The sequence below is a fragment of the Streptomyces sp. NPDC050856 genome (genome assembly GCF_040653855.1).
Taxonomy (GTDB): Bacteria; Actinomycetota; Actinomycetes; order Streptomycetales; family Streptomycetaceae; genus Streptomyces.
On sequence record NZ_JBFAGV010000008.1, the window covers coordinates 175550 to 195088 of the forward strand.

20 protein-coding genes and 1 riboswitch are annotated in these 19539 nt (G+C 74.0%); of the genes, 6 read left to right on the forward strand and 14 right to left on the reverse strand.

Translation table 11 applies throughout. The features are described 5' to 3' along the window. The first annotated feature begins 3 nt into the window (after positions 1–3). Positions 4–291, forward strand: a complete 288-nt coding sequence (locus AB0H53_RS10765; RefSeq protein ID WP_362109748.1) for a hypothetical protein — start codon at positions 4–6, stop codon at positions 289–291. Here the strand turns inward: AB0H53_RS10765 and AB0H53_RS10770 are convergent. The 9 genes from AB0H53_RS10770 to AB0H53_RS10810 all read right to left on the reverse strand — a co-directional run bounded on the left by AB0H53_RS10770 (position 272) and on the right by AB0H53_RS10810 (position 10771). Next, entirely contained in the window at positions 272–430 is a 159-nt protein-coding gene (locus AB0H53_RS10770) for a hypothetical protein (protein WP_362109750.1), read from the reverse strand. The genes AB0H53_RS10765 and AB0H53_RS10770 overlap by 20 nt on opposite strands. 104 nt (positions 431–534) lie before the next feature. Beyond that, positions 535–3195 carry a polynucleotide kinase-phosphatase gene (locus AB0H53_RS10775; protein WP_362109752.1) on the reverse strand — a complete coding sequence of 887 codons (2661 nt, stop codon included), beginning with the start codon at positions 3193–3195 and terminating at the stop codon, positions 535–537. Next, positions 3192–4769, reverse strand: a complete 1578-nt coding sequence (locus AB0H53_RS10780) for a 3' terminal RNA ribose 2'-O-methyltransferase Hen1 (RefSeq protein ID WP_362109754.1) — start codon at positions 4767–4769, stop codon at positions 3192–3194. Before AB0H53_RS10780 ends, AB0H53_RS10775 begins: the two co-directional genes overlap by 4 nt. Positions 4770–5028: 259 nt before the next feature. After that, positions 5029–5952 (reverse strand): LLM class F420-dependent oxidoreductase, encoded by a 924-nt coding sequence (locus AB0H53_RS10785; protein WP_362109756.1) that lies wholly within the window; start codon positions 5950–5952, stop codon positions 5029–5031. Positions 5953–6082: 130 nt separating this feature from the next. Beyond that, a complete protein-coding gene (locus AB0H53_RS10790; RefSeq protein ID WP_362109758.1) occupies positions 6083–6661 on the reverse strand; it encodes a DUF6099 family protein in 579 nt (192 codons plus the stop codon). Between the two features lie 125 nt (positions 6662–6786). Then, entirely contained in the window at positions 6787–7164 is a 378-nt protein-coding gene (locus AB0H53_RS10795) for a nucleotide pyrophosphohydrolase (RefSeq protein ID WP_362109760.1), read from the reverse strand. Further along, positions 7161–8348: an ATP-binding protein gene (locus tag AB0H53_RS10800; protein WP_362109762.1), complete on the reverse strand. Its 1188-nt coding sequence runs from the start codon at positions 8346–8348 to the stop codon at positions 7161–7163. Before AB0H53_RS10800 ends, AB0H53_RS10795 begins: the two co-directional genes overlap by 4 nt. Before the next feature lie 55 nt (positions 8349–8403). Beyond that, on the reverse strand, positions 8404–8802 hold the full coding sequence (locus AB0H53_RS10805; RefSeq protein WP_362109764.1) for a cell division protein SepF: 399 nt from the start codon (positions 8800–8802) through the stop codon (positions 8404–8406). An 859-nt stretch (positions 8803–9661) separates the two neighbouring features. Then, complete coding sequence (locus tag AB0H53_RS10810; protein WP_362109766.1) at positions 9662–10771, reverse strand: S1 family peptidase; 1110 nt, start codon at positions 10769–10771, stop codon at positions 9662–9664. A 272-nt stretch (positions 10772–11043) separates the two neighbouring features. On the opposite strand from AB0H53_RS10810, the gene AB0H53_RS10815 reads away from it, so the two are divergent. Beyond that, the gene (locus AB0H53_RS10815; protein WP_362109768.1) at positions 11044–11784 is read left to right on the forward strand and encodes a phosphoribosyltransferase family protein; all 741 of its coding nucleotides are present in this window, start codon (positions 11044–11046) and stop codon (positions 11782–11784) included. A 42-nt stretch (positions 11785–11826) separates the two neighbouring features. Here AB0H53_RS10815 and AB0H53_RS10820 read toward each other — a convergent pair whose 3' ends face one another. Then, a complete protein-coding gene (locus AB0H53_RS10820; RefSeq protein WP_362109770.1) occupies positions 11827–12195 on the reverse strand; it encodes a transglycosylase family protein in 369 nt (122 codons plus the stop codon). Between the two features lie 519 nt (positions 12196–12714). Continuing rightward, positions 12715–12871: riboswitch (cyclic di-AMP (ydaO/yuaA leader) on the forward strand. 4 nt (positions 12872–12875) lie between these two features. On the opposite strand from AB0H53_RS10820, the gene AB0H53_RS10825 reads away from it, so the two are divergent. Then, the gene (locus AB0H53_RS10825; RefSeq protein WP_362109772.1) at positions 12876–13631 is read left to right on the forward strand and encodes a LysM peptidoglycan-binding domain-containing protein; all 756 of its coding nucleotides are present in this window, start codon (positions 12876–12878) and stop codon (positions 13629–13631) included. A 93-nt stretch (positions 13632–13724) separates the two neighbouring features. Here AB0H53_RS10825 and AB0H53_RS10830 read toward each other — a convergent pair whose 3' ends face one another. Further along, positions 13725–14378 carry a DUF305 domain-containing protein gene (locus AB0H53_RS10830; protein WP_362109774.1) on the reverse strand — a complete coding sequence of 218 codons (654 nt, stop codon included), beginning with the start codon at positions 14376–14378 and terminating at the stop codon, positions 13725–13727. Between the two features lie 87 nt (positions 14379–14465). After that, positions 14466–15035, reverse strand: coding sequence for a DUF6153 family protein (locus tag AB0H53_RS10835; RefSeq protein WP_362109776.1), 570 nt, complete (start codon positions 15033–15035; stop codon positions 14466–14468). Between the two features lie 324 nt (positions 15036–15359). Here AB0H53_RS10835 and AB0H53_RS10840 point away from each other — a divergent pair, with 324 nt between their 5' ends. The 3 genes from AB0H53_RS10840 to AB0H53_RS10850 all read left to right on the forward strand — a co-directional run bounded on the left by AB0H53_RS10840 (position 15360) and on the right by AB0H53_RS10850 (position 18272). Continuing rightward, the gene (locus AB0H53_RS10840; RefSeq protein WP_362109778.1) at positions 15360–15875 is read left to right on the forward strand and encodes a hypothetical protein; all 516 of its coding nucleotides are present in this window, start codon (positions 15360–15362) and stop codon (positions 15873–15875) included. 2 nt (positions 15876–15877) lie between these two features. Further along, complete coding sequence (locus tag AB0H53_RS10845; RefSeq protein WP_362109780.1) at positions 15878–16996, forward strand: MAB_1171c family putative transporter; 1119 nt, start codon at positions 15878–15880, stop codon at positions 16994–16996. 70 nt (positions 16997–17066) lie between these two features. Beyond that, positions 17067–18272, forward strand: coding sequence for an amidohydrolase family protein (locus tag AB0H53_RS10850; protein WP_362109782.1), 1206 nt, complete (start codon positions 17067–17069; stop codon positions 18270–18272). Positions 18273–18365: 93 nt separating this feature from the next. Here the strand turns inward: AB0H53_RS10850 and AB0H53_RS10855 are convergent, their stop codons facing one another. Continuing rightward, positions 18366–18974, reverse strand: a complete 609-nt coding sequence (locus AB0H53_RS10855) for a DUF4291 domain-containing protein (RefSeq protein WP_362109784.1) — start codon at positions 18972–18974, stop codon at positions 18366–18368. Continuing rightward, entirely contained in the window at positions 18971–19528 is a 558-nt protein-coding gene (locus AB0H53_RS10860; RefSeq protein WP_362109786.1) for a hypothetical protein, read from the reverse strand. The genes AB0H53_RS10855 and AB0H53_RS10860 overlap by 4 nt, the downstream gene beginning before the upstream one ends. Positions 19529–19539: the final 11 nt, after the last annotated feature.

A 19539-nucleotide genomic window follows, 5' to 3' on the forward strand; every position in this document is an offset into this window, starting at 1 on the left:
GTCGTGGCAGACCCGGGTGAGGAACCCCGGCGGGGACGTCCGTACCCGGCCGACCGGCAGGTGAGCAGCCCCGCCCGGCCGGCCTCCGGCCCGTCGGCACCGCCGGGCTCCACCACCGCGTACCGCAGGGCCCGCTGCCGGTACGGGTCGGGCCACACCGCGCGGATCAGCGCCGCGGGCACCGGCAGCGAGCCCACCATCCACCGCTCGACGCTGCCGCTCGCCCCGGCGGCGTGGTCACCGATCCAGTCCGCCAACGCGGTCAGCGCGGTCACCGCCGCCTCGCCCTGAGCGCCGGCGGCAGCCTCTTCAGCTCCCGCCCGGTGGCGGCCCTGCGGCAGCGCACCACCGGCTTCGGCTCGGCGTGGGCGTCGAGCGCCACCTCGTACTCCCCGGCCCCGGCAGCCGTCCACCCCACGGTCACACCCATGACGTACTCCCCCGTGTCCCCGCTCCCCCGCCCCTTGTCCCAGCGAGTGACCACACCCTACGGGGAGGCACTGACAGTGCCTCCCCGCACGGTCCGGCCCGGCATCACAGGCGCGGGTCGACCGGTTCCGACTCCAGGGCCAGCACCGCGAACACCGCCTCGTGGACCCGCCACAGCGGCTCCCCGCCGGCCAGCCGGTCCAGCGCCTCCAGGCCCAGCGCGTACTCACGCAGCGCGAGGGACCGTTTGTGGCCGAGGAACCGCTCCCGCAGACGCTCCAGGTTCCGCGGACGCGTGTACTCCGGCCCGTAGACGATCCGCAGGTACTCCCGGCCACGCACCTTGACGCCCGGCTGGACCAGCCGGCCCCTGCCGTCGCGGACGAGCGCGTCCAGCGGCTTGACGACCATGCCCTCGCCGCCCGCACCGGTCATCTCCAGCCACCAGTCGACACCCGAGCGGACCGAGGCCTCGTCAGCGGTGTCCACGATCAGCCGGCGGGTGGCCTGGAGCAGGCCGGCCGGGTCGTGCTCCACCAGCCGGTCCAGCCAGGCCAGTTGCTCGTCGTGGGGCACGGCAGCCAGCGAGCGGCCGCGCACCGCGAGGACCTGGAACGGCGCGAAGCGCACCCCGTCGAGCCCCTCGGTGCTCCAGCAGTAGCGCCGGTAGGCGCGGGTGAACGCCGCCGCGTCCGCCGCCCGCTCCCGCTGCCTGTCCAGCAGGCCGGCCACCTCGATCCCCCGGCCCTCGGCGGCCTCCAGGGCGGCCACCGCCCCGGGGAACACCGCCCCGGAGGCGGCGCCCACCGCCGCGTACTGGGTGCGCAGCAGCCCGGACGCCTTCAGCGACCACGGCATGAGCTCGCCGTCGAGCAGCAGCCAGTCCGTGTCCAGCTCCGCCCACAGCCCAGCCGCCGTGACGGCCGCGCGCAGCCGCTCCAGCACCTGCTCGGTCACCGCGGGGTCGTCGAAGAACGGCCGTCCGGTGCGGGTGTGCAGCGCGCCGGTCGGCCCGTCGACGCCGAACCGTTCCCGGGCCGCGCCGGCGTCGCGGCACACCAGCGCCACCGCCCGCGAACCCATGTGCTTCTCCTCGCACACGACGCGCCGGACACCGTCCGACCGGTACTGCGCGAACGCCTCCGCCGGGTGCTCCAGGTAGCCCTCGGCCCGTGAGGTGGCGGTCGGCGCCATGGTCGGCGGCAGATACGCGAGCAGCCTGGGGTCCACCGCGAACCGGCTCATGACCTCAAGCGCCGCGGCGGCGTTCTCCTCGCGCACGCCGACATTGCCCAGGTGCCGGGTCTCCACCACCCGGCGCCCGTGCACGTCGGCCAGGTCCAGGGGGCGCCCCTGGTGCCCGCCGGGCGCGTCGGAGGCGAGCGGCTTGGCCGGCTCGTACCAGACCTTCTCGGCCGGTACGTCGACCAGTTCGCGCTCCGGCCAGCGCAGGGCGGTCATCCGGCCGCCGAACACCGCCCCGGTGTCCAGGCAGATGGTGTTGTTGATCCAGGAGGTGCTCGGCACCGGGGTGTGGCCGTAGACCACGGCCGCGCGCCCCCGGTACTCCTCCGCCCAGGGGTAGCGCACCGGCAGCCCGAACTCGTCGGTCTCGCCGGTGGTGTCCCCGTACAGCGCGTGCGAGCGCACCCGGCCCGAGGTCCGGCCGTGGTACTTCTCGGGAAGGCCGGCGTGGCAGACGACGAGCCTGCCCCCGTCCAGCACGTAGTGGCTGACGAGTCCGTCGATGAACTCCCGCACCCGGACGCGGAACTCCTCGCTCTCCTTCTCCAACTGCTCGACGGTCTCGGCCAGACCGTGGGTCTGCTGCACCTTCTTGCCCTTGAGCCACCGGCCGAGCTTGTTCTCGTGGTTGCCCGGGACGCACAGCGCGTCGCCGGACGCGACCATGCCCATCACGCGGCGCAGCACCCCGGGGCTGTCCGGTCCCCGGTCGACCAGGTCGCCGACGAAGACCGCGGTACGCCCGTCGGGGTGGCTGCCGTCCACGTAGCCCAGCTCGGCCAGCAGCGTCTCCAGTTCGGAGCTGCAGCCGTGGATGTCGCCGATGATGTCGAACGGCCCGGTTAGGTGCCGCAGGTCGTTGAACCGCCTCTCCAGGACCACCTCGGCGCTCTCGGCCTCCGCCACACCGCGCAGGACGTGCACCTTGCGGAATCCCTCGCGCTCCAGACCGCGCAGCGACCGCCGGAGTTCGCGGCGGTGGCGCTGGATGACGTGACGGGGCACGCCGGCCCGGTCGGAGCGGGCGGCGTTGCGCTCGGCGCAGACCTCCTCCGGCGTGTCGAGGACGATCGCGATGGGCAGGACGTCGTGCTCGCGGGCCAGCCGGACGAGCTGCCTGCGGCTCTCCTGCTGGACGCTGGTGGCGTCGACGACCGTCAGCCGCCCCGCCGCCAGGCGCTTGCCCACGATGTAGTGCAGGACGTCGAAGGCGTCACCGCTGGCGCTCTGGTCGTTCTCGTCGTCGGCGACCAGACCGCGGCAGAAGTCGGAGGAGACGATCTCGGTGGGCTTGAAGTGCTTGCGCGCGAAGGTCGACTTCCCGGACCCGGTGGCGCCGATGAGGACCACGAGGGACAGGTCGGTGACGGGCAGCTCGCGCCGCACGGCGACAGCGGTGCCGGTGCCGGTGCCGGCAGTGGTGCCGGTGCCGGTGCCGGCAGTGGTGCCGGTGCCGGTGCCGGCAGTGGTGCCGGTGCCGGTGCCGGCAGTGGTGCCGGTGCCGGTGGTTGCGCTGGTCATGCGGCGTCCTCCTCCGTGGTCGTGACGGGTGCGGCCGTGGCGGGCACGGCTGTGACGGGTGCGGCCGTGGCGGGTGCGGCCGTGGCGGGTGCGGTCGCCGCGCCGGTCACGGAGGCGTCCCCGGTGGCTTTCCCGGTGGTCGTGGTGAACACCGCCATCTGCGTGGGCGGCCCCACCTCGGGGTCGTCGGGCCCCACCGGGAGGAACTCCACGCCGTACCCGTGCCGCTCGGCCACCCGGTGCGCCCAGCCGCGGAACTCCTCACGGGTCCACTCGAAACGGTGGTCGCTGTGGCGCACCCGCCCGGCCGGGAGGCTCTCCCAGCGGACGTTGTACTCCACGTTCGGGGTCGTCACGATCACCGTCGCCGGCCGCGCCGAGCCGAACACCGCGTACTCCAGGGCGGGCAGCCTCGGCAGGTCGAGGTGTTCGACGACCTCGCTCAGCACCGCCGCGTCGTACCCCTTGAGCCGCTTGTCGGTATAGGTGAGGGCGCCCTGGAGCAGGGTCACCCTCCCGGCCTGCCGCTCGCCGAGCCGGTCCAGCCGCAGTCTGCGGGCGGCCACCGTGAGCGCGCGCACCGACACGTCGACACCGACGACGTCGGTGAACCGGACGTCCTTGAGGAGCGCCTGCACCAACTGGCCCTGTCCGCAACCCAGATCCAGCACCCGGCTCGCCCCGGCGCGGCGCAGCTCCCGGAGGATCGCCTCCCGGCGCCGCTCGGCTAGCGGCACCGGCGCCTCCTCCGTGTCGGTGGTCTCGTCCACCGCGTTGTCGACGTCCTCGGCCTCCAGGTCGTCCGCCTCCGCCAGCCGGGCCAGCTCCAGCCGCTCCATCGCCTGCCGGGTCAGACCCCAGCGGCGCGACAGATAACGGCTGGTGATGAGCTTCTGCTCCGGGTGCGCGGCCAGCCAGCCCTCGCCCGCCCGCAGCAGCTTGTCCACCTCGTCGGGCGCCACCCAGTAGTGCTTGGCGTCGTCGAGGACCGGCAGCAGCACGTACAGGTGCCGCAGCGCCTCGGCGAGCCGCAGCTCGCCCTCCAGCACCAGGCGTACGTAGCGCGAGTCGCCCCACTGCGGGAACTGCTCGTCCAGCACCACCGGTTCCGCCAGCACCGAGGCCCAGCCGAGCGGCTCGAACAGTGCCCTGACCAGGTCCGGGCCGCCCCGTGCGGGCAGCGCCGGCACCTCCACGCGCAGCGGCAGGGACTCGTCCGCCCGGCCGGGCAGTGCCTCGCAGACGCCGCGCAGAGCGCTCTTGAAGACGGTGCTCATCGCGACGGACAGCAGGGAAGAGGCCGCGTACGGCCGGTCGTTCACGTACTGTGCCAGCGCGGCGTCGGGCGCGCCGCCCCGGCCCTTGCCCCGGCCGCGCCGGACCAGCGTCACCGGGTCGACCTCCAGCAGCAAAGCGGCGGTGCAGCGCTCGGCGGACGCCTCCGGGTAGAACACATGGGCGGTGCCGTGCGAGGTGGAGAACCTCTGCGCCTTGTCGGGGTGCTTGTGCAGCAGGAAGCCGAGGTCGGTCGCGGGACGCCCCGGAGAGCCGGTCGTACTGATCGTCAGGAACACACGTCCGAGTATCACCGTCCGCGGGCGGCGCCCACCAGGGGTTTTCCGCCCGCCCCTCCCCCGGTCGGCCCGGGCCCCGCCGGACGGGCCGCCACCACCACGTGGGCCAAGGCGGCCGACCGGCACGACGGCGGACCGGCGCCACGGCGGGCCGGTGGCAACCGGCCGGCTCACGCACCGGGCACGGGCCCGTCCATGGGCGGGGCGCCCGACGGCGACGGGCGCCCCGGGCGGCCCCCGGGCGGCCGGGGCGCCCGGCTCAGGCCAGCTGCGACTGGACCTGCGAGGAGATCAGCTCCAGGTGGTCCAGGTCGTCGAGGTCGAGGACCTGGAGGTAGATCCGGGAGGCTCCCAGGGCACCGTACCGGCCGATCTTGTCCACCACTTCCGCCGGGGAGCCCGCGAGCCCGTTGGCCTTCAGCTCCTCCACCTCCCGTCCAATGGCCGCCGCCCGGCGCGCCACCTCGGCGTCGTCCTTGCCCACGCAGACGACCAGCGCGTTGGAGTACACCAGGTCGTCCGCCCCCCGCCCGGCCCGCTCGGCGGCGGCCCGGACCCGGTCGAACTGCCGCTCGGTGTCCTCCAGTGAGGCGAAGGGGATGTTGAACTCGTCGGCGTAGCGCGCGGCCAGGCGCGGCGTGCGGGTGGCACCGTGGCCGCCGATCAGCACCGGCAGCTTGCGCTGGGCCGGCTTGGGCAGCGCCGGTGAGTCGGTGAGCTGGTAGTGCGTGCCGTCGTAGGAGAAGGTCTCGCCGACGTCCGTGCCCCACAGGCCCGTGACGATCGCCAGCTGCTCCTCGAGGCGGGCGAACTTCTCCTTGGGGAACGGAATGCCGTACGCCTTGTGCTCCTCCTCGAACCAGCCAGCGCCCAGACCGAGTTCGACCCGGCCACCGGACATCTGGTCGACCTGCGCCACCTGGATGGCGAGGACGCCGGGGAGCCGGAACGTGCCGGCGGTCATCAGGGTGCCCAGCCGGATCCGCTTGGTCTCCCGGGCGAGGCCGGCCAGGGTGATCCATGCGTCGGTCGGACCGGGCAGGCCGTCGGCGGAACCCATCCGCAGGTAGTGGTCGGAGCGGAAGAAGGCGTCGAAGCCCAGGTCCTCGGTGGCCTTGGCGACGGTGAGCAGGGTCTCGTAGCTCGCCCCTTGCTGGGGCTCGGTGAAGATTCGAAGATCCATGCCCCCATCCTGCACCGCCGTGTGCGCGCCGGTGTCATCCTCCGCGCGGGGCGCTCACCCGCTCGCCGCGACGAACGCCCGCCACCCGGCCGGCGCCGGTGAACGAGGGACGCCAGGACGGCGGCCGGGGTCATGACGACGCCGCCGCCGAGTCCGCCGGATTTCCCCTGCCCGTCCGGTCATGGGCGTGGTCCGCCGGTCCGGTCGCCCGGGTGTCCACCCGTCTCCGCCGGGTGCCGCCGTCGCCGTCGGGCGGTCGGGTCCGCTCCCGCACCGCGAGCCTGCGGAGCATGACGTGGATCCGGTCGCTCGACTCGTCGGCCGCGTCGATCGCCTCGATGCACTGCCAGTACAGCCCCTCCTCGTCGGTGTCGCAGGCCACCCCGACGAGGGCGATGCCCATTTCGCCCAGCAGCACTCCGAGCGCCACCAGCGTGCCGCGCATGTCGGCGATCCCGGAGAGCTGAGCGGCCCGCATCCCGCCGGTGCGCAGGGCTGGATGGTCGAGCCCTGCCGCACCGCCGCGACCACCGATCTCGCTCAGGCCGCGCGCCTCGCTCCTGAGCTCCCGCGGCCCGCAGAGCGCCAGGTGGTTCCCGATCGCCTGGGCGAGGGACACGGCCTGCCATGCCTCCGCCACGATGTCCAGCGCCGTCCGGCTCTCCGCCAGCGCGCGCCGGCCTGCCACCACGAGCCGCTCCGCGTCCATATGAGCTGCCCCCGTTCGTATGACTGTCTGCCCACTCATTCACTACCCAGAGTGAAGGTGAACCGACCCAAAAGCTAGGGGAATTCGGAAATCTGTGGACAGGAATCTCAGTGCGGCCAAGTCGATCACTCCGGAGAGTGACGATCGGGGTGGTCGGCGCGGGCTGTGCGGCCCGGTGGCCGCCCGATCGGGAAGCGGAGTTCGTTGCGGTCGATCTTGGCGGACAGCGCGGCCAGCGGGTCCACGCCCAAGGCGCCGCAGAACTGCAGCAGGTAGGCGAGGACGTCCGCGACCTCGTCAGCCACCCGGTGTGCCGTCTCCGGCTGCTCCATGACCCGGGCGGCCTCCTCCGGCGTCAACCACTGGAAGATCTCCAGCAGTTCGGCCGCCTCCACGCTCAGCGCCGCGGCCAGGTTCTTCGGCGTGTGGTACGGCTGCCACTCCCGGGACGCCGCGAACTCCGCCAGCCTGCGCTGCAACTCCCGCACATCCAGTTCTGTCACGCGCTCAGGTCTACCACCCGCACCCCGTCCCGCTCGCGTCCGGCCCTCGCACCCGCCTCGCCGACGGCTCCGACCAGCCGGATGTGCCCCTCGGAGCAGACCCGTGCGGCGAGCTGGGTCAGTTCGCGCGCCTGCCGCCGGTCCAGGCCGCGGTCGAAGCCGTCGGCGAGCACGGTGAGCGTCTGCATGGCGTCGGGCACCTCGGCCGCCCGGTCCACGGCCAGCACCCGGGGCCCGGTGAGCAGCACCAGGGCGAGCGCGAGGTAGCGCAGTTCGCCTTCGCCGAGCCGGCCCAGCGGGGTGTCCCCGTGCCCGGCCGGGTGACCGTCGTCGCGGTGGAGCACCGCCCGCACCGTCCCGTCCGCGAGTTCCTCGACGCGTACGCCCCTCACCGGACCGGCGCAGCCCGCGTCGGCGGCGGCGGTCAGCCGGGCATGGCGGCGCCGGCAGTCGGCGCGCGTGTGGTGCAGTACCTCGGCGAGGTTGTCACAGCCGCGCCGCAGCCGTCCGTCGCCGATGGCCACGGGCGAGCGCATCCGGTGCGGCTGCGGGTCGCAGGCGAAGACCGACCGCAGCGCCACCACCACCTGTTCGGCGGCGGCCAGCACGCGCCGCTGACCGGCCGTCTTGCCGGCCACGCGCAGTGGCAGCAGGGCCGTACCGAGCCGGTCGTCGGGCAGTGGGGCGCGGGTCACCGGAACGGCACCGGCCGTGTGCCACTCGGCCTGGACGGTACGGCGGCCCGGGTCGCGCAGCGCGGTGGCCAGCAGGGTCCGGCCGTCCCCGTCCGTCAGCCGCTCCCCGGCGACGCGGAGTTCCGGTTCGGCCTGGACGGCGAGGTCGAGGCGCAGCGGTCCGGCCGGACCGTCGACGGTGCAGCCGATCCGGAACCCGCGCCGGCCCTGTGCGTCGGCCCGCGCCCGGTCCGGCACGCACCCGGCCGCGTCCGGGAACGCGTGCACGAGCGGGGCGCCGGCGGCGAGCAGCGCCAGGGCCTCGTACCCCTGTAACGCGCTCGACTTGCCGCTGCCGCTCGCCCCGGTGAAGAGGGTCACCGGGGCGAGCGGGAAGACGGCACCGCGATGCGACTTGAAGGCGGACAGGCGCAGTTCGGTCAGGACCGGCCGGACGGGGCGCGCGGCGGGAGGCGCGACGGGGCGCGCGGCGGGGAGGGATGCTTCCATGGCCGGACCGTAAGGGGGCCACCGGCCGGTGAACCGTTACGCCCGAACGGCCTTCCTACGAATGGGGGACGGCCGACGCCGCTGCCCCCTCGACCTCCGTACCGACCGGCGCCAGCAGGAAGACATTGCGGTCGACCCGGTGCATACCGCTGCCGAGCCCGAAGACCACCCCGCTGCTGAAGTCCAGGATGCGCTTGGCCACCTCGGTGTCGGCCGCGGTGAGGTCCAGCAGTACCGGCACCTGTGCGACGAGGTACTCGGCGACTTCCCGCGCGTCCGCGAAGACCTGCACCCGCAGCACGACCATACGGCGCTGCTCGGCGGCCTCGTAGTCCTGCGGGATCGTGTGGTGATCGACCCTGGACGGCCACTCGTTGCGCCCCCGCAGCGGGACGACCTGGGCCAAGCCCTCCCACTGTTCGTCGGTGACGTCGTACCTCTCGTACCTACTCATGGGGCCATCCTCGCGCCCCTCACCCGTTCGGCCCAACTGCGACACGGGGCAACCCGGCGCCGGGTGCCCCGCTCAGCGCCGTGCCGGGGCCGCCGGAGACCCGGGGCCGGGCGACTCGGGAACCGGCCGCCCGCCACGCGGCGGTGCTGGACGACGTCCCCCGTCCCGGTCCCGACGAGCCGGCGCCGCCGAACGGCGGGCCCGGCGCGTATTCGGCCATGCGCATGACCGGATCAGCCTGGAAGGAAAGGGCCGGCGATCCGTACACCGCAATACTCCGACGTGCGCGAGTGAGGAATGGCATCGTTTTGGGGCCGGAAAGCGCATTCGCCCGCACGGAATGGACCCGGACGACTGGTGTGCGTTCCCGCGCCTCGCCGCGCAACCGGGTATCAAGCCGCCGACCAGTCCGGCGGGGGCTGTTTCGGTCGGCGATCTAAGCAGTGGAGGCGGGGCAATTCACCGGCGCCACCGGCTCGCACCAGGAATCCACGGCCGGGCCGGTTCGATCACGGCGTCACCATGGCCGGCCGCTGACCGGTCTCACCGTACGGGCCCGCCCCCGCGATCCCGTCATGGTGGGAACGATCGCCGAGGAGTTGGCGCACCGGCAGTCCACCAGCGTGCGTCCCGTCGTCCCGTCGTCCCACCGCGGCCGGCCCGGGGACCCGCGTTCCCGCGGAGGCACTCGGCCGCGGCAGGACTCGACCGCCCTGCTCCGCCGGCTCTCGTGGCGCGGCGTCAGCGGGGCCGTCGGCGGGTGCTGCCCACCCGGACTCCTGCCTGGCGGGGCACCGGGGCGGCGCCCCCGCCGGGCAGGCACCCGGTTGCGCGCCCTCGCGGACCGGGCCGCCGGGGGTCAGAGCGTTGCGCCGACGGCCGCGAGGGCGGTGGTGACCGGCTGGAAGAACGTCTCACCGCCGGAGGCGCAGTCGCCGCTGCCGCCCGAGGTCAGGCCGACGGCGCTGCCGTCACGGGTGAACAGCGAACCGCCGCTGTCGCCCGGCTCCGCGCACACATCGGTCTGGATGAGTCCGCCGACGGTGCCCTCCGGGTAGTTCACGGTGGCGTTCAGGCCGGTGACGGAGCCGCTGTTGAGCCCGGTCGTGCTGCCCATGCGGAACACCTCCTGACCGACCGCCGCCTCGGCCGCCCGGTTGATACGGACCTGCCGGCCGTCGCCGATGTCGACGGTGCTCGGCGCCTGGGTGGCGGGGTCGTCGTACGTGACGAGCGCCAGATCGCCGTCCCCGGGGAAGGTGGCCGCCTCGACGGTGCCGATCGGTGCGCCGCCCGCCGAGTCGGACCACTTGTCGGCGGCGACCCCGCAGTGGCCCGCGGTGAGGAAGCCGGGCCGGCCGTCCCGGGTGGTGACGTTGAAGCCGAGGGAGCAGCGGGAGCCGCCGGCGAAGATGGCGTCGCCGCCCTCGGCGAAGGGCTTGAACTCCCCGGCGGACTTCTGGATGCGGGCGGTGCCCTCGCCCAGTGCCCGCACGGCCGATTCCAGCTTGTTCCACTTGCCGCCGGTGACGGTGCGGTCCGCGGTGACGAGGATCTGGTTCGTCCTGGGGTCGACCGCCCACGCGGTACCCGGGATGGTGGCCCGGGTCCTCAGTGTGGCGGTGGCGGACGTCAGCCTGCTCATGCTGTTCTTGACACCACGGGGCACGGCCCCGGCCTCCCTGACCCGCGCGGCCGCGTCGCTGTCGTCGCCGGTGACGTTGACGACGAGCTGCCGCTTGTCGCGGTCGTAGTAGGCGCCGGCGTAGTCCTCACCGAGCTGGTCGGCCATCCGGGAGACCAGCCGTCCGGCCGCGGCCGGATCGAGCTTCTCGGCCCGCGCCGGGGCGTCGTTCTCGCCGGACTGCGAGGCGTTGGCCTGCGGCAGCAGAACGGCCGCGGCGGCGACGGCCACCGCGCCCGCTCCGGCGAGCACCGCCTTGCGCTTGGGTATGCGCCTGTGACTCAACTCGGTACCTCCTGTGTGACAACGGCCGGGTGCGGCATGCCGGTTGATACGCGGGAGGCGGGGGCAGCGTTCATCGACGGCCGGGCAGGGGGCCGCGAGCGGGCCGGGCACGGCGCCGGGGGGGAAGGTCGTTCGGGGGCGGGCAGCGGGTGCGGACGCGCTGCGGGCGGCCGGTTCATGGACGGCCGGCGGGGCGAGAAGGGAATGCGTAGAATGCCCGACCAAATGGATATTTCGCCTGGTTCGACCCGGGAAGTGAGGCGGCAGCCACCATGCTCTTCCGTGACCGCAGAGAGGCCGGGCGCCGACTGGCCGCCCGGCTGGCCGACCGGCAGCGGAGCGGGCAGCTGGAGAGTCCGGTCGTCCTCGCCCTGCCGCGCGGCGGCGTACCCGTGGCCGACGAGATCGCCAGGACCCTGCACGCGCCGCTGGACGTCCTGGTCGTACGCAAGATCGGCGCGCCGTTCAACCGCGAGCTGGGCATCGGCGCCCTGGCCGGCGAGGATCCGCCGCTCTACGACGAGCGGGCACTCACCCTGCTCGGCCTGGCACCCGACCGGCTGGCCGCCCAGGTGGCGCGCGAGCGTGCCGAGCTGCGCCGGCGGGAGGCGCTGTACCGGGGCGGGCGCCCCGCGCCGGAGCTGCGCGGCCGGTCGGTGGTCCTCGTCGACGACGGCCTGGCCACCGGGGTCACGGCACGCGCCGCGCTGCGCGCCGTACGCGCCATGGAGCCGTCCCTGGTACTGCTGGCGGCACCGGTGTGCTCGGACCAGGCGGCCACGGCGCTGGACGCCGAGGCGGACGATCTCCTGTGCCTGCACCGGCCCCGGCACTTCGAAGCGGTGGGCCAGTGGTACGAGGACTTCACCCAGGTCCGCGACGACGAGGTGCTCGCCGTGCTGAGCGCCGCGCGCCAGGAGCGGGACAGCACGGACGGAGCAGCCGACGCGGACGGGGCGGGCGGGACACACGGGGCACAGGGGGCGGCAGAGGGCCGTCGGCGGGACGGCTGAGCCCTCCGCTGGGAGGGGGCACGACGGCCGGCGCCCGGCCGCTCAGCGCCGGGCGCACGCCCAGGCGCCCATGCCCTGCATTCGGGCGAGCTTCCGGGCCGTCGCGATCTGCTCGCCCTTCGTCGCCAGGTCGGCGCGCGGCGCGTACTTGCGGCCCCCCGCGGCGATCCAGCTGGACTGGGTGAACTGCAGACCGCCGTAGTGACCGTTGCCGGTGTTGGCGTGCCAGTCGCCGCTGGACTCGCACTCGGCGATGGCGTCCCAGTCGACCCGTACGGCGAGCTGCGGAACGGCGGCCCGGGCACCGTCCGGTGCGGCGACCAGCAGGGCGGCTGCCGCCTGGGCGCAAAGGGTCGCGGTGAGCAGCAGCCTGACGGGCCCTCGGGTGGGCCGCTGGGAATGACGGAGCATCAGTTCTCCTCGGTTCGACGGACCCGCCGCCATGACGGCCGGCAGGCTGAGTACGACCGTAGGGGCGCGAACCGCCCCCGGCACGTGCTGTTGGGCCCATCGGGTCAAGGGGCTTCCGGGACGGGCGGCGTACCCGGTTCGAGCGGAGCGGGACCGCGCCACCATGAGGGCAAATACACATATGGGCGATTTACCGTTATGACCCGAGAAGCCGGAATAAGAACCCGTTGACCCACTTGCCGATATTTCAGCTCCCGCTGTCCGGCGGGCGGTTCCCGACGTTGTCCGTGAGATGGGTCACTCGACGGTTCTCCGGGCGCCGGAGCGGGCAGGGCCCCGTTTTCGTTGCGGTGCAACGGAAATCGGCTTTTCCGGCTCGATTTGGATCACGCAATTCGTCCCGCTCCGGTCCGCCCGGCGAATCGCGCGGTCGAATTCGGGGCTTGTCCGGTCCGGACGTTCTCGCCTACGGTCACCGTCAGTCCGGGTGGACCGCCGAATCCTGCCGCCGCCCGGAAACCCCACCACCCACTCATTCACGTACGGCAGGAGCGGGGGACCCAGGTAAGCCGCCGTTCCGGAATTCCGGAACGACTCGGGGTGAAGTCGCACGCATGCGACCGGGCATCTCCAGCCCGAACCCGACAGCTCACCTCGCAGGCGACGGAGAGGAATTCGGCATGTCCGCACGAGGAAAGCACCGTCGGTCCAAGTCCAATGCGCTCACCCGTGGTCTCGTCGCCGCCGGAACGGGTGGCGCCGCGCTCGCCCTGCCGATGATCGGCGCGGCCACGGCCAGCGCGGCGACCGCCTCCCCGGTCACCGCGCCGAAGGCGGCGGCCACGACCTACTCCGTGGTCGCCGGCGACTCCCTGTCCACGATCGCCGAAGAGCACGGGGTGAGCGGTGGCTGGAAGAAGCTGTACCAGGACAACCGCGCTGCCGTCGGCGCGGACCCGTCGCTGATCCGTCCCGGCCTCAAGCTGACGATCGCCGCGAAGACGAACGCGAAGCCCGCGACGGTCACGGCCACGGCCACGAAGACCGCGGCGCCCGAACGGGCCGACCGTTCCGCCCAGCGGAGCACGCCCGTCGCGGCCCGGCCCGCGACGTACGCCGACAACCTCGACGGCTGGATCCGCGAGTCACTGGCCATCATGGCCCGCGAGGGGATCCCCGGCAGCTACGAGGGCATCCACCGCAACATCATGCGTGAGTCCTCGGGCAACCCGCTGGCCATCAACAACTGGGACTCCAACGCCGCCGCCGGTACGCCCTCCAAGGGCCTGCTCCAGGTCATCGATCCGACCTTCCGCGCCTACCACGTGCCCGGTACGTCGACCGACAGCTTCGACCCGGTCGCCAACATCACCGCCGCGTGCAACTACGCCGCGGACCGGTACGGCTCCATCGACAATGTGAACGGTCCCTACTGACCGGTCCTCGCCGTACCGGCGGGCGGAGGGAGCGGCGGCCGGCGGGCCGCCGCTCCCCTCGCCCCGCCGGGGCCGCGGTCGCGGCCGGTGGTGTCAGTTCCCGCCGAGCAGCTTCCTCATACGGGCGATCTCGGCGCTCTGCGTGCGGACGATCTCCCCGGCCATGTCCTTGGCGGGCCGGTACGCCCCCTGGGCCTGTACCGTCCTGGCCATCGCCACCGCGCCCTCATGGTGCTCGACCATCATCTCCAGGAACGCGGTGTCGAAGGCCCGGCCGGAGGACTTCCTCAGCTCGGCCATCTGCTGTGGCGTCATCATCCCCGACATCCCGGGCATGGGGCTGTGCCCGGTGTGCGCGGTGCCGGCGCCCTCCTCGGGGACGTCCTCGCCCCACCCGGTGAGCCAGCCCGACAGGGTCTTGATCTCCGGCCCCTGAGCCTTCTCGATCTCCGCGGCGAGCTTCTTGACCTCGGGGGACTGAGCCCGGTCCGGCGCCAGCCCGGCCATCTCGATCGCCTGCCGGTGGTGCGGGATCATCCCCTTCGCGAAGGAGACGTCGGCCGCGTTGTGCCCGCCCTGCCGGGCGGAGGCCGTGGCGGTGGGCGAGGGCGTGCGGGCGGCCCTGTCGTGTTCGCCGTGGCCGGCCCGGTCGCCGTCCCCGCCGCCGCAGGCGACGAGGACGAGGGCGGCGGCGGCGGTGGCGGCCACCGCGGCGGTACGGCGGGCGAGTGAACGGTGTGCGGTCATGGTGGTGCGACTCCTGTCCGGTGTACTGCGTGGGGGCATGGCGTCCGACGGCGTCACCGGCCGGGTGGCCGGGGCGCCGGGCCCGCTCTATATCCGCAGGAGTTGCAGTGCGCTCAGTGAGGGCGGGGCGCGCCCGCCGGTTCCGTCGACCGGCACGGACGCGGGCGCGTCCGCCGCCTGGCGGGCGACCACTCCGGTCGCGGCGAGTCCGGGCAGGGCGGGCGCGCCGCTCGTGCCGCCGGCCGCGCAGGTGGCGTCGGCGTGCTCGGCGTGTCCGCCGGTCGCCCCGCCACCGTGCCCGGCGTGTTCGGCGTGCCGGCGACCGTCGCGTGCGGCCTCGCCGGTGCCCGCGCCGCCCGCGGTATCCGCGGTGTGCGGGTGCGCGTGGGCCGGCTCGGCCGGGTCCCCGTGCGCCACGGACGACGCCGTCGCCGAGGCGGCCGGCGGAACCCCGTGAGCCGGGGTGACGGAGGAAGCGGAGGAACCGGACGAACCAGAGGCGGCAGCGGGCGCCCAGCCCGGGACGGGCGCCGGCAGCGAGACAGCGGGGCTCAGCCCGTGCATGGCGAACACACCCGTCAGCACGGCGAGCACCAGCAGGGCGTACGTCCCCGCCGCCCTCCCGGGCCGGGCCCCGCGCCGCGTCCGCTGACTCATGCCCGCATCCTAATCGGCGCGTCTCCGTACCGCGTTCCGGCCCCGTCACGACCCGCCCCCACGGGGGTCGCGCCCCGCGCCGGCCGCCGGTGGCCGGGCACCGGCGACGCCCGCCGACCCGTGGCCGGCCGGCCACCCGCCCGGCCCGCCCGTCGGGTCCCGGATCGGTCCGTGCCCGGGACCGGATCGCCGCCTTCCGGGCACCGCGCCGGACACCCGCGCGGAAACGGCCAGGGGCGATTGACCGGAATCGCTCTGGCTCCCGCCCGCCGCTCCCCGTTGGATGTCGATCAGTACGGTACGACTCGCCGGCGGAGAGCCTCTGTGAATGAGCGACACCTGCGGAAGCGCTGCAAGAGCGTTCTGCGGACCCTCGGGATACGCCCCCCACTGCGGGTGCACGAGTTCTGCCGGCTGCTCGGCGACCACCGGGGGCGGCCCATCCACCCGATGCCGTACGCGTTGCCCGTACCCGGCCCCTTCGGCCTGTGGATCGCCACGGACACGGCCGACTACCTCTTCTACCAGAAGGAGACCAGCCCGGCGCACCAGGACCACATCATCCTCCACGAGGTCGGGCACGTCCTGGCCGACCACGCCAGCGACGAGTCGGACGGCGAGATCTGGAGCGCGATGCTGCCCGACCTCTCCCTCGACGTCATCAACAGGGCACTGCGGCGCACCTCCTACGACGAGGAGCGTGAGCGCGAGGCCGAACTGGTCGCCACCATCATCCTGGAGTGGGCCTCGGTACTGGACCGCGTCACACCGCGCGCTCCCGCGAGCGCCTCGGCGCGCCGGGTGCACACCGCCCTCGGTGACCGGCAGGGGTGGCTCTGAGCATGCTGTCGATCGTGCTCGGGATCGTGCTCCACGCGGCACTGGCGTGGAAGCTCCGGCAACTAGCCAGGGCACCCTCCGACGCCATGCTCCGGGCGGTCTCACTGTGCCTGCTGTGCGCGGCCCTCTCCTTCCCGCTCGGCGTCCCGGGCGGCGCCCGGTTCGTCGACTCCCTCGCGGGGGCGGGAACCGCCAAGCTCCTGCAGAACGTCACGCTGCTCTGCGCCGTCTACTTCCTGTCGTGCTTCTTCATCCACTCGGCCTCGGACCCCCGGGCGGCCCGCGCACGGGCCCGCCGGGCGGTGCTCCCGCTGGCGGCGACCGCCCTCGTCATCACCGTGGCGATGGTGATGACGCCGGCGGCCGAACGCGGCCACACCTACGCCACGGCGGACATGCGGGTCACCGGGGTCGCCGTCTTCTACCTGACCGCCGGTCTCTACCTCACCTACGCGCTCGCCGTCGCGCTGCTGTGGACGGTGCGCTACGCGCGGGTGTCGAACAGGCCGCTGGTCATCGGTCTGTGGATGGTGGCCGCCGCGCTCGCCGCCATGGTGGTCGCGGCGAGCGTCCGGGAGGCCCTGACCCTGGCGCGCCTGCTCGGCGGCGACGTGCCGCGCCCGTTGATCGTGGGCGCGAAGCTGCTGCTCGACCTGGCCATCCCGGTCTTCGTCGCCGGGGTCGTCTTCCCGGCGGCCGTGACCCGGTGGGCGAGCGCCCGCCTGTGGTGGCACCACCGCCGCATGTACCGGCGGCTGGCCCCGCTGTGGACCGCTCTGCACAGCGCCTTCCCCGAGGACTCCCTCCACCGGGCGCCCCCGGTTTCCTGGCTGGACGCCGTGAGCCTGCGGGCGGTCCACCGCCGGTACTACCGGCGGGTCATCGAGTGCCGGGACGGGCTGGTGCGGATCAGCCCCCACCTCGCCCGGTTGGAGGAGTGGGACGTCCACTCGAAGGGCACACTGCCTCCCGAGGTCGCGGCGCGCCACCTGCGCGCGGCGCTCCGGGCCTACGCGGCCGGGGAACCCGCGCCTTCCCGGGCCGTGCCGGTCGCCCTGCCCAGCGGGGACGGCCTGGAAGGCGATGTGCGCCAACTGGCCCTGATAGCCGACGCGCTGTAGCCCCCGTCCGTACGCACGCCGTCCGTCCGTACCCACGCCGTACGCCGTACCTGGAAGAGGAACCACCGCCATGGAAGCACTGGTCTCGGCCGGACACGTCATCACCGGCCCGCACGGACAGCGGATGACCGACGCCGCGGTGCTCGTCCGGGACGGCGTCATCGTGGACGTCGGCCCCCGCGCGGACGTCGAGGCCCGCGCCCCGCGCGGCGTCCGCTCGTTCGGCCACCCGGACGGGACCCTGCTGCCCGGGCTCATCGACGCGCACGTCCACCTCGCCCTGGACGCCGGCCCCGATCCGGTCACCGCCCTGTGCGAGGCGGACGACGCGACGCTCCTGGCCGGTATGGCCCGGCGGGCGCGCCGACTGCTGGACACCGGTGTCACCACGGCACGCGACCTGGGCGACCGCGACGGGCTGGCGGTACGGCTGCGGGACGACATCGCGGCCGGGCGGCTGCCCGGGCCGCGCGTCCTCAGTGCCGGCACCCCGGTGACGAGGCCCGGCGGCCACTGCTGGTTCCTCGGCGGTGAGGTGGACGGCACGGACGCCATCCGCAAGATGGTCGCGCTCAACGTGGAACGGGGGGTCGACCTCATCAAGGTGATGGCGACCGGTGGCGGTATCACCAAGGACGGTCCCCCCGTCTGGGCGGCGCAGTTCACCGCCGCCGAACTGCGCGTCGTGGTGGAGGAGGCCGCCCGCGCGGGACTGCCGGTCGCGGCACACGCGCACGGCACCGAGGGGATCGCCGCCGCGGTGGCCGCCGGGGTGGCCACCATCGAGCACTGCACCTGGATGGCCCAAGGCGGCTTCGACCCGCGTGAGGACCTGGTCGACGAGATCGTGGCCAGGGGCATCGGGGTCTGCCCGGCGGCCAGCCCCGACTGGCGCGGGTTCGCCCAGCGGTTCGGCCCCGAGCGCGCCGAGGAGATGTTCGGCCGCCTGCGCTGGATGCGGGAGCGGGGCGTACGGCTGATCGCCGGCACCGACGCGGGGGTGAGCCGGGCCGTCTTCGACGACTTCGTCTCCAGTCTCGAGTTCTTCGAGCACATCGGATGCGCGCCCGCCGACATCATCGACCTGGCGACGGTGGACGCCGCGCGGGCGCTGGGCATCGCCGGTGAGGCCGGGACCGTCCGCCCCGGCCACCGCGCGGACCTCCTCGTCGTGCACGGCGACCCCGTCAGCGACCTCCAGGCGCTGCGCGACGTACGCCTGGTGATGGCCGGCGGACGCCCTCATGTCCCCGGCGGCCCGCCCGCCGCGGGCTGACGGGCCCCCGACCCCGCGCCCGGCCCGGGCGGCCCCGGACCGTGCCCGACGGCGCGCCGGGCGGCCGGGGCCCGACGGCGGGCCCGGCGGGCGTCAGCCTCGCCCGACGCGCTCCACGAGAGGGGCGGGCAGCGGATACACCCGCTCCGGCGGGAGCAGGGACCGGGCGGCGGACGGGTCACCCGCGGCCACGGCCGCGCGCACCTCGTGGGCCAGCGGCGTCACGTCCCGGACGGCGGTGATCCAGTCGTCCACGTACCGGTCCACCGCCTCGCCCGACAGGCCGATCTGGATCGCCCGGTGGGGCAGCGGGTTCAGTCCGAGGTCGCGCTCGGGATCCCACTGCACCCGGACGGGGCTGGACTTGAGGGCCGCGCGCCACTCGGCCTCGGTGGCGAAGCGCGTGCGGTCGAAGTGGCTGAGACAGGCGTGGGCGAGAGCCCACTCGAAGCCCGCCCGCGTGATGTCGATGGCGAGGACCCGCTCCTGGTCGGGCTTGGTGGCCCACCCGCAGCGGTACATCATCCACAGGAACGACGGCTTGATCCACGTCATACGGGACCGCTTGAACGGGTCGACGAACGTGCCCGCCGTCAGCGCGGGGTCCGCGATCCGCGACGCGTACGCCTGGTACACCGTGATGGTCTCGTCGGTGAAGACCGCGCGGACCTGGTGCGTGGGGGTGGTGGTCCCGTCGGTCATACGGATGCCTCCCCCGCCCACACCTCGGGCTTGACCAGCACCGGGTCAGCGACGGACCGCGCCCCGCAGGTGTACGCCAGCCAGCGCAGTTCCTCCCATGAGAAGAACGGTTCGCCCCAGGTGTCCACCCACAGCCGGAGCCGGCCCGCGCCGCCGGGGGAACGGGTCAGGTCCCAGAACGCCCAGCCCCTGGCCTCCAGTTCCGGGTCGAACCGGGACAGCCAGTCCTGGAGCTCCCAGGGGCCGTCGCCGGTCCGTCCGGTGTACCTCTCCCGGCCCCGCGCGGCGGACGGCTCCGCCGTGCCGCCGCCCCGGCACACGCCGGCGAACCAGGCCGGGACGGTGTCGACGGGCAGTTCCTCCTCGTCGAAGTCCTCCCGCGCGGCGAGGTCGTACACGGCGGCCAGGACGCCGCGCAGCCGGCCGGCGTACTCCTCCGGGGTGCCTTCCACGTCCAGCTCGATGAAGGCCAGCAAGGGCACCCGCGGGTCGATCTCCGGCCGCCCGGAGACCCGCGACCGTTCCTGCTCGACACCCTCGATCTCGTGCAGCATTTCCTGTCAAC

Bases quoted from the DNA above. Each gene is read 5' to 3' on its own strand.
- AB0H53_RS10775 (WP_362109752.1), bottom strand. From the start codon at position 3,195: ATGACCAGCGCAACCACCGGCACCGGCACCACTGCCGGCACCGGCACC.
- AB0H53_RS10850 (WP_362109782.1), top strand. From the start codon at position 17,067: ATGGAAGCACTGGTCTCGGCCGGACACGTCATCACCGGCCCGCACGGA.
- AB0H53_RS10815 (WP_362109768.1), top strand. From the start codon at position 11,044: ATGCTCTTCCGTGACCGCAGAGAGGCCGGGCGCCGACTGGCCGCCCGG.
- AB0H53_RS10790 (WP_362109758.1), bottom strand. From the start codon at position 6,661: ATGGACGCGGAGCGGCTCGTGGTGGCAGGCCGGCGCGCGCTGGCGGAG.
- AB0H53_RS10835 (WP_362109776.1), bottom strand. From the start codon at position 15,035: ATGAGTCAGCGGACGCGGCGCGGGGCCCGGCCCGGGAGGGCGGCGGGG.
- AB0H53_RS10770 (WP_362109750.1), bottom strand. From the start codon at position 430: ATGGGTGTGACCGTGGGGTGGACGGCTGCCGGGGCCGGGGAGTACGAG.
- AB0H53_RS10855 (WP_362109784.1), bottom strand. From the start codon at position 18,974: ATGACCGACGGGACCACCACCCCCACGCACCAGGTCCGCGCGGTCTTC.
- AB0H53_RS10820 (WP_362109770.1), bottom strand. From the start codon at position 12,195: ATGCTCCGTCATTCCCAGCGGCCCACCCGAGGGCCCGTCAGGCTGCTG.
- AB0H53_RS10825 (WP_362109772.1), top strand. From the start codon at position 12,876: ATGTCCGCACGAGGAAAGCACCGTCGGTCCAAGTCCAATGCGCTCACC.
- AB0H53_RS10805 (WP_362109764.1), bottom strand. From the start codon at position 8,802: ATGAGTAGGTACGAGAGGTACGACGTCACCGACGAACAGTGGGAGGGC.
- AB0H53_RS10845 (WP_362109780.1), top strand. From the start codon at position 15,878: ATGCTGTCGATCGTGCTCGGGATCGTGCTCCACGCGGCACTGGCGTGG.
- AB0H53_RS10830 (WP_362109774.1), bottom strand. From the start codon at position 14,378: ATGACCGCACACCGTTCACTCGCCCGCCGTACCGCCGCGGTGGCCGCC.
- AB0H53_RS10800 (WP_362109762.1), bottom strand. From the start codon at position 8,348: ATGGAAGCATCCCTCCCCGCCGCGCGCCCCGTCGCGCCTCCCGCCGCG.
- AB0H53_RS10860 (WP_362109786.1), bottom strand. From the start codon at position 19,528: ATGCTGCACGAGATCGAGGGTGTCGAGCAGGAACGGTCGCGGGTCTCC.
- AB0H53_RS10785 (WP_362109756.1), bottom strand. From the start codon at position 5,952: ATGGATCTTCGAATCTTCACCGAGCCCCAGCAAGGGGCGAGCTACGAG.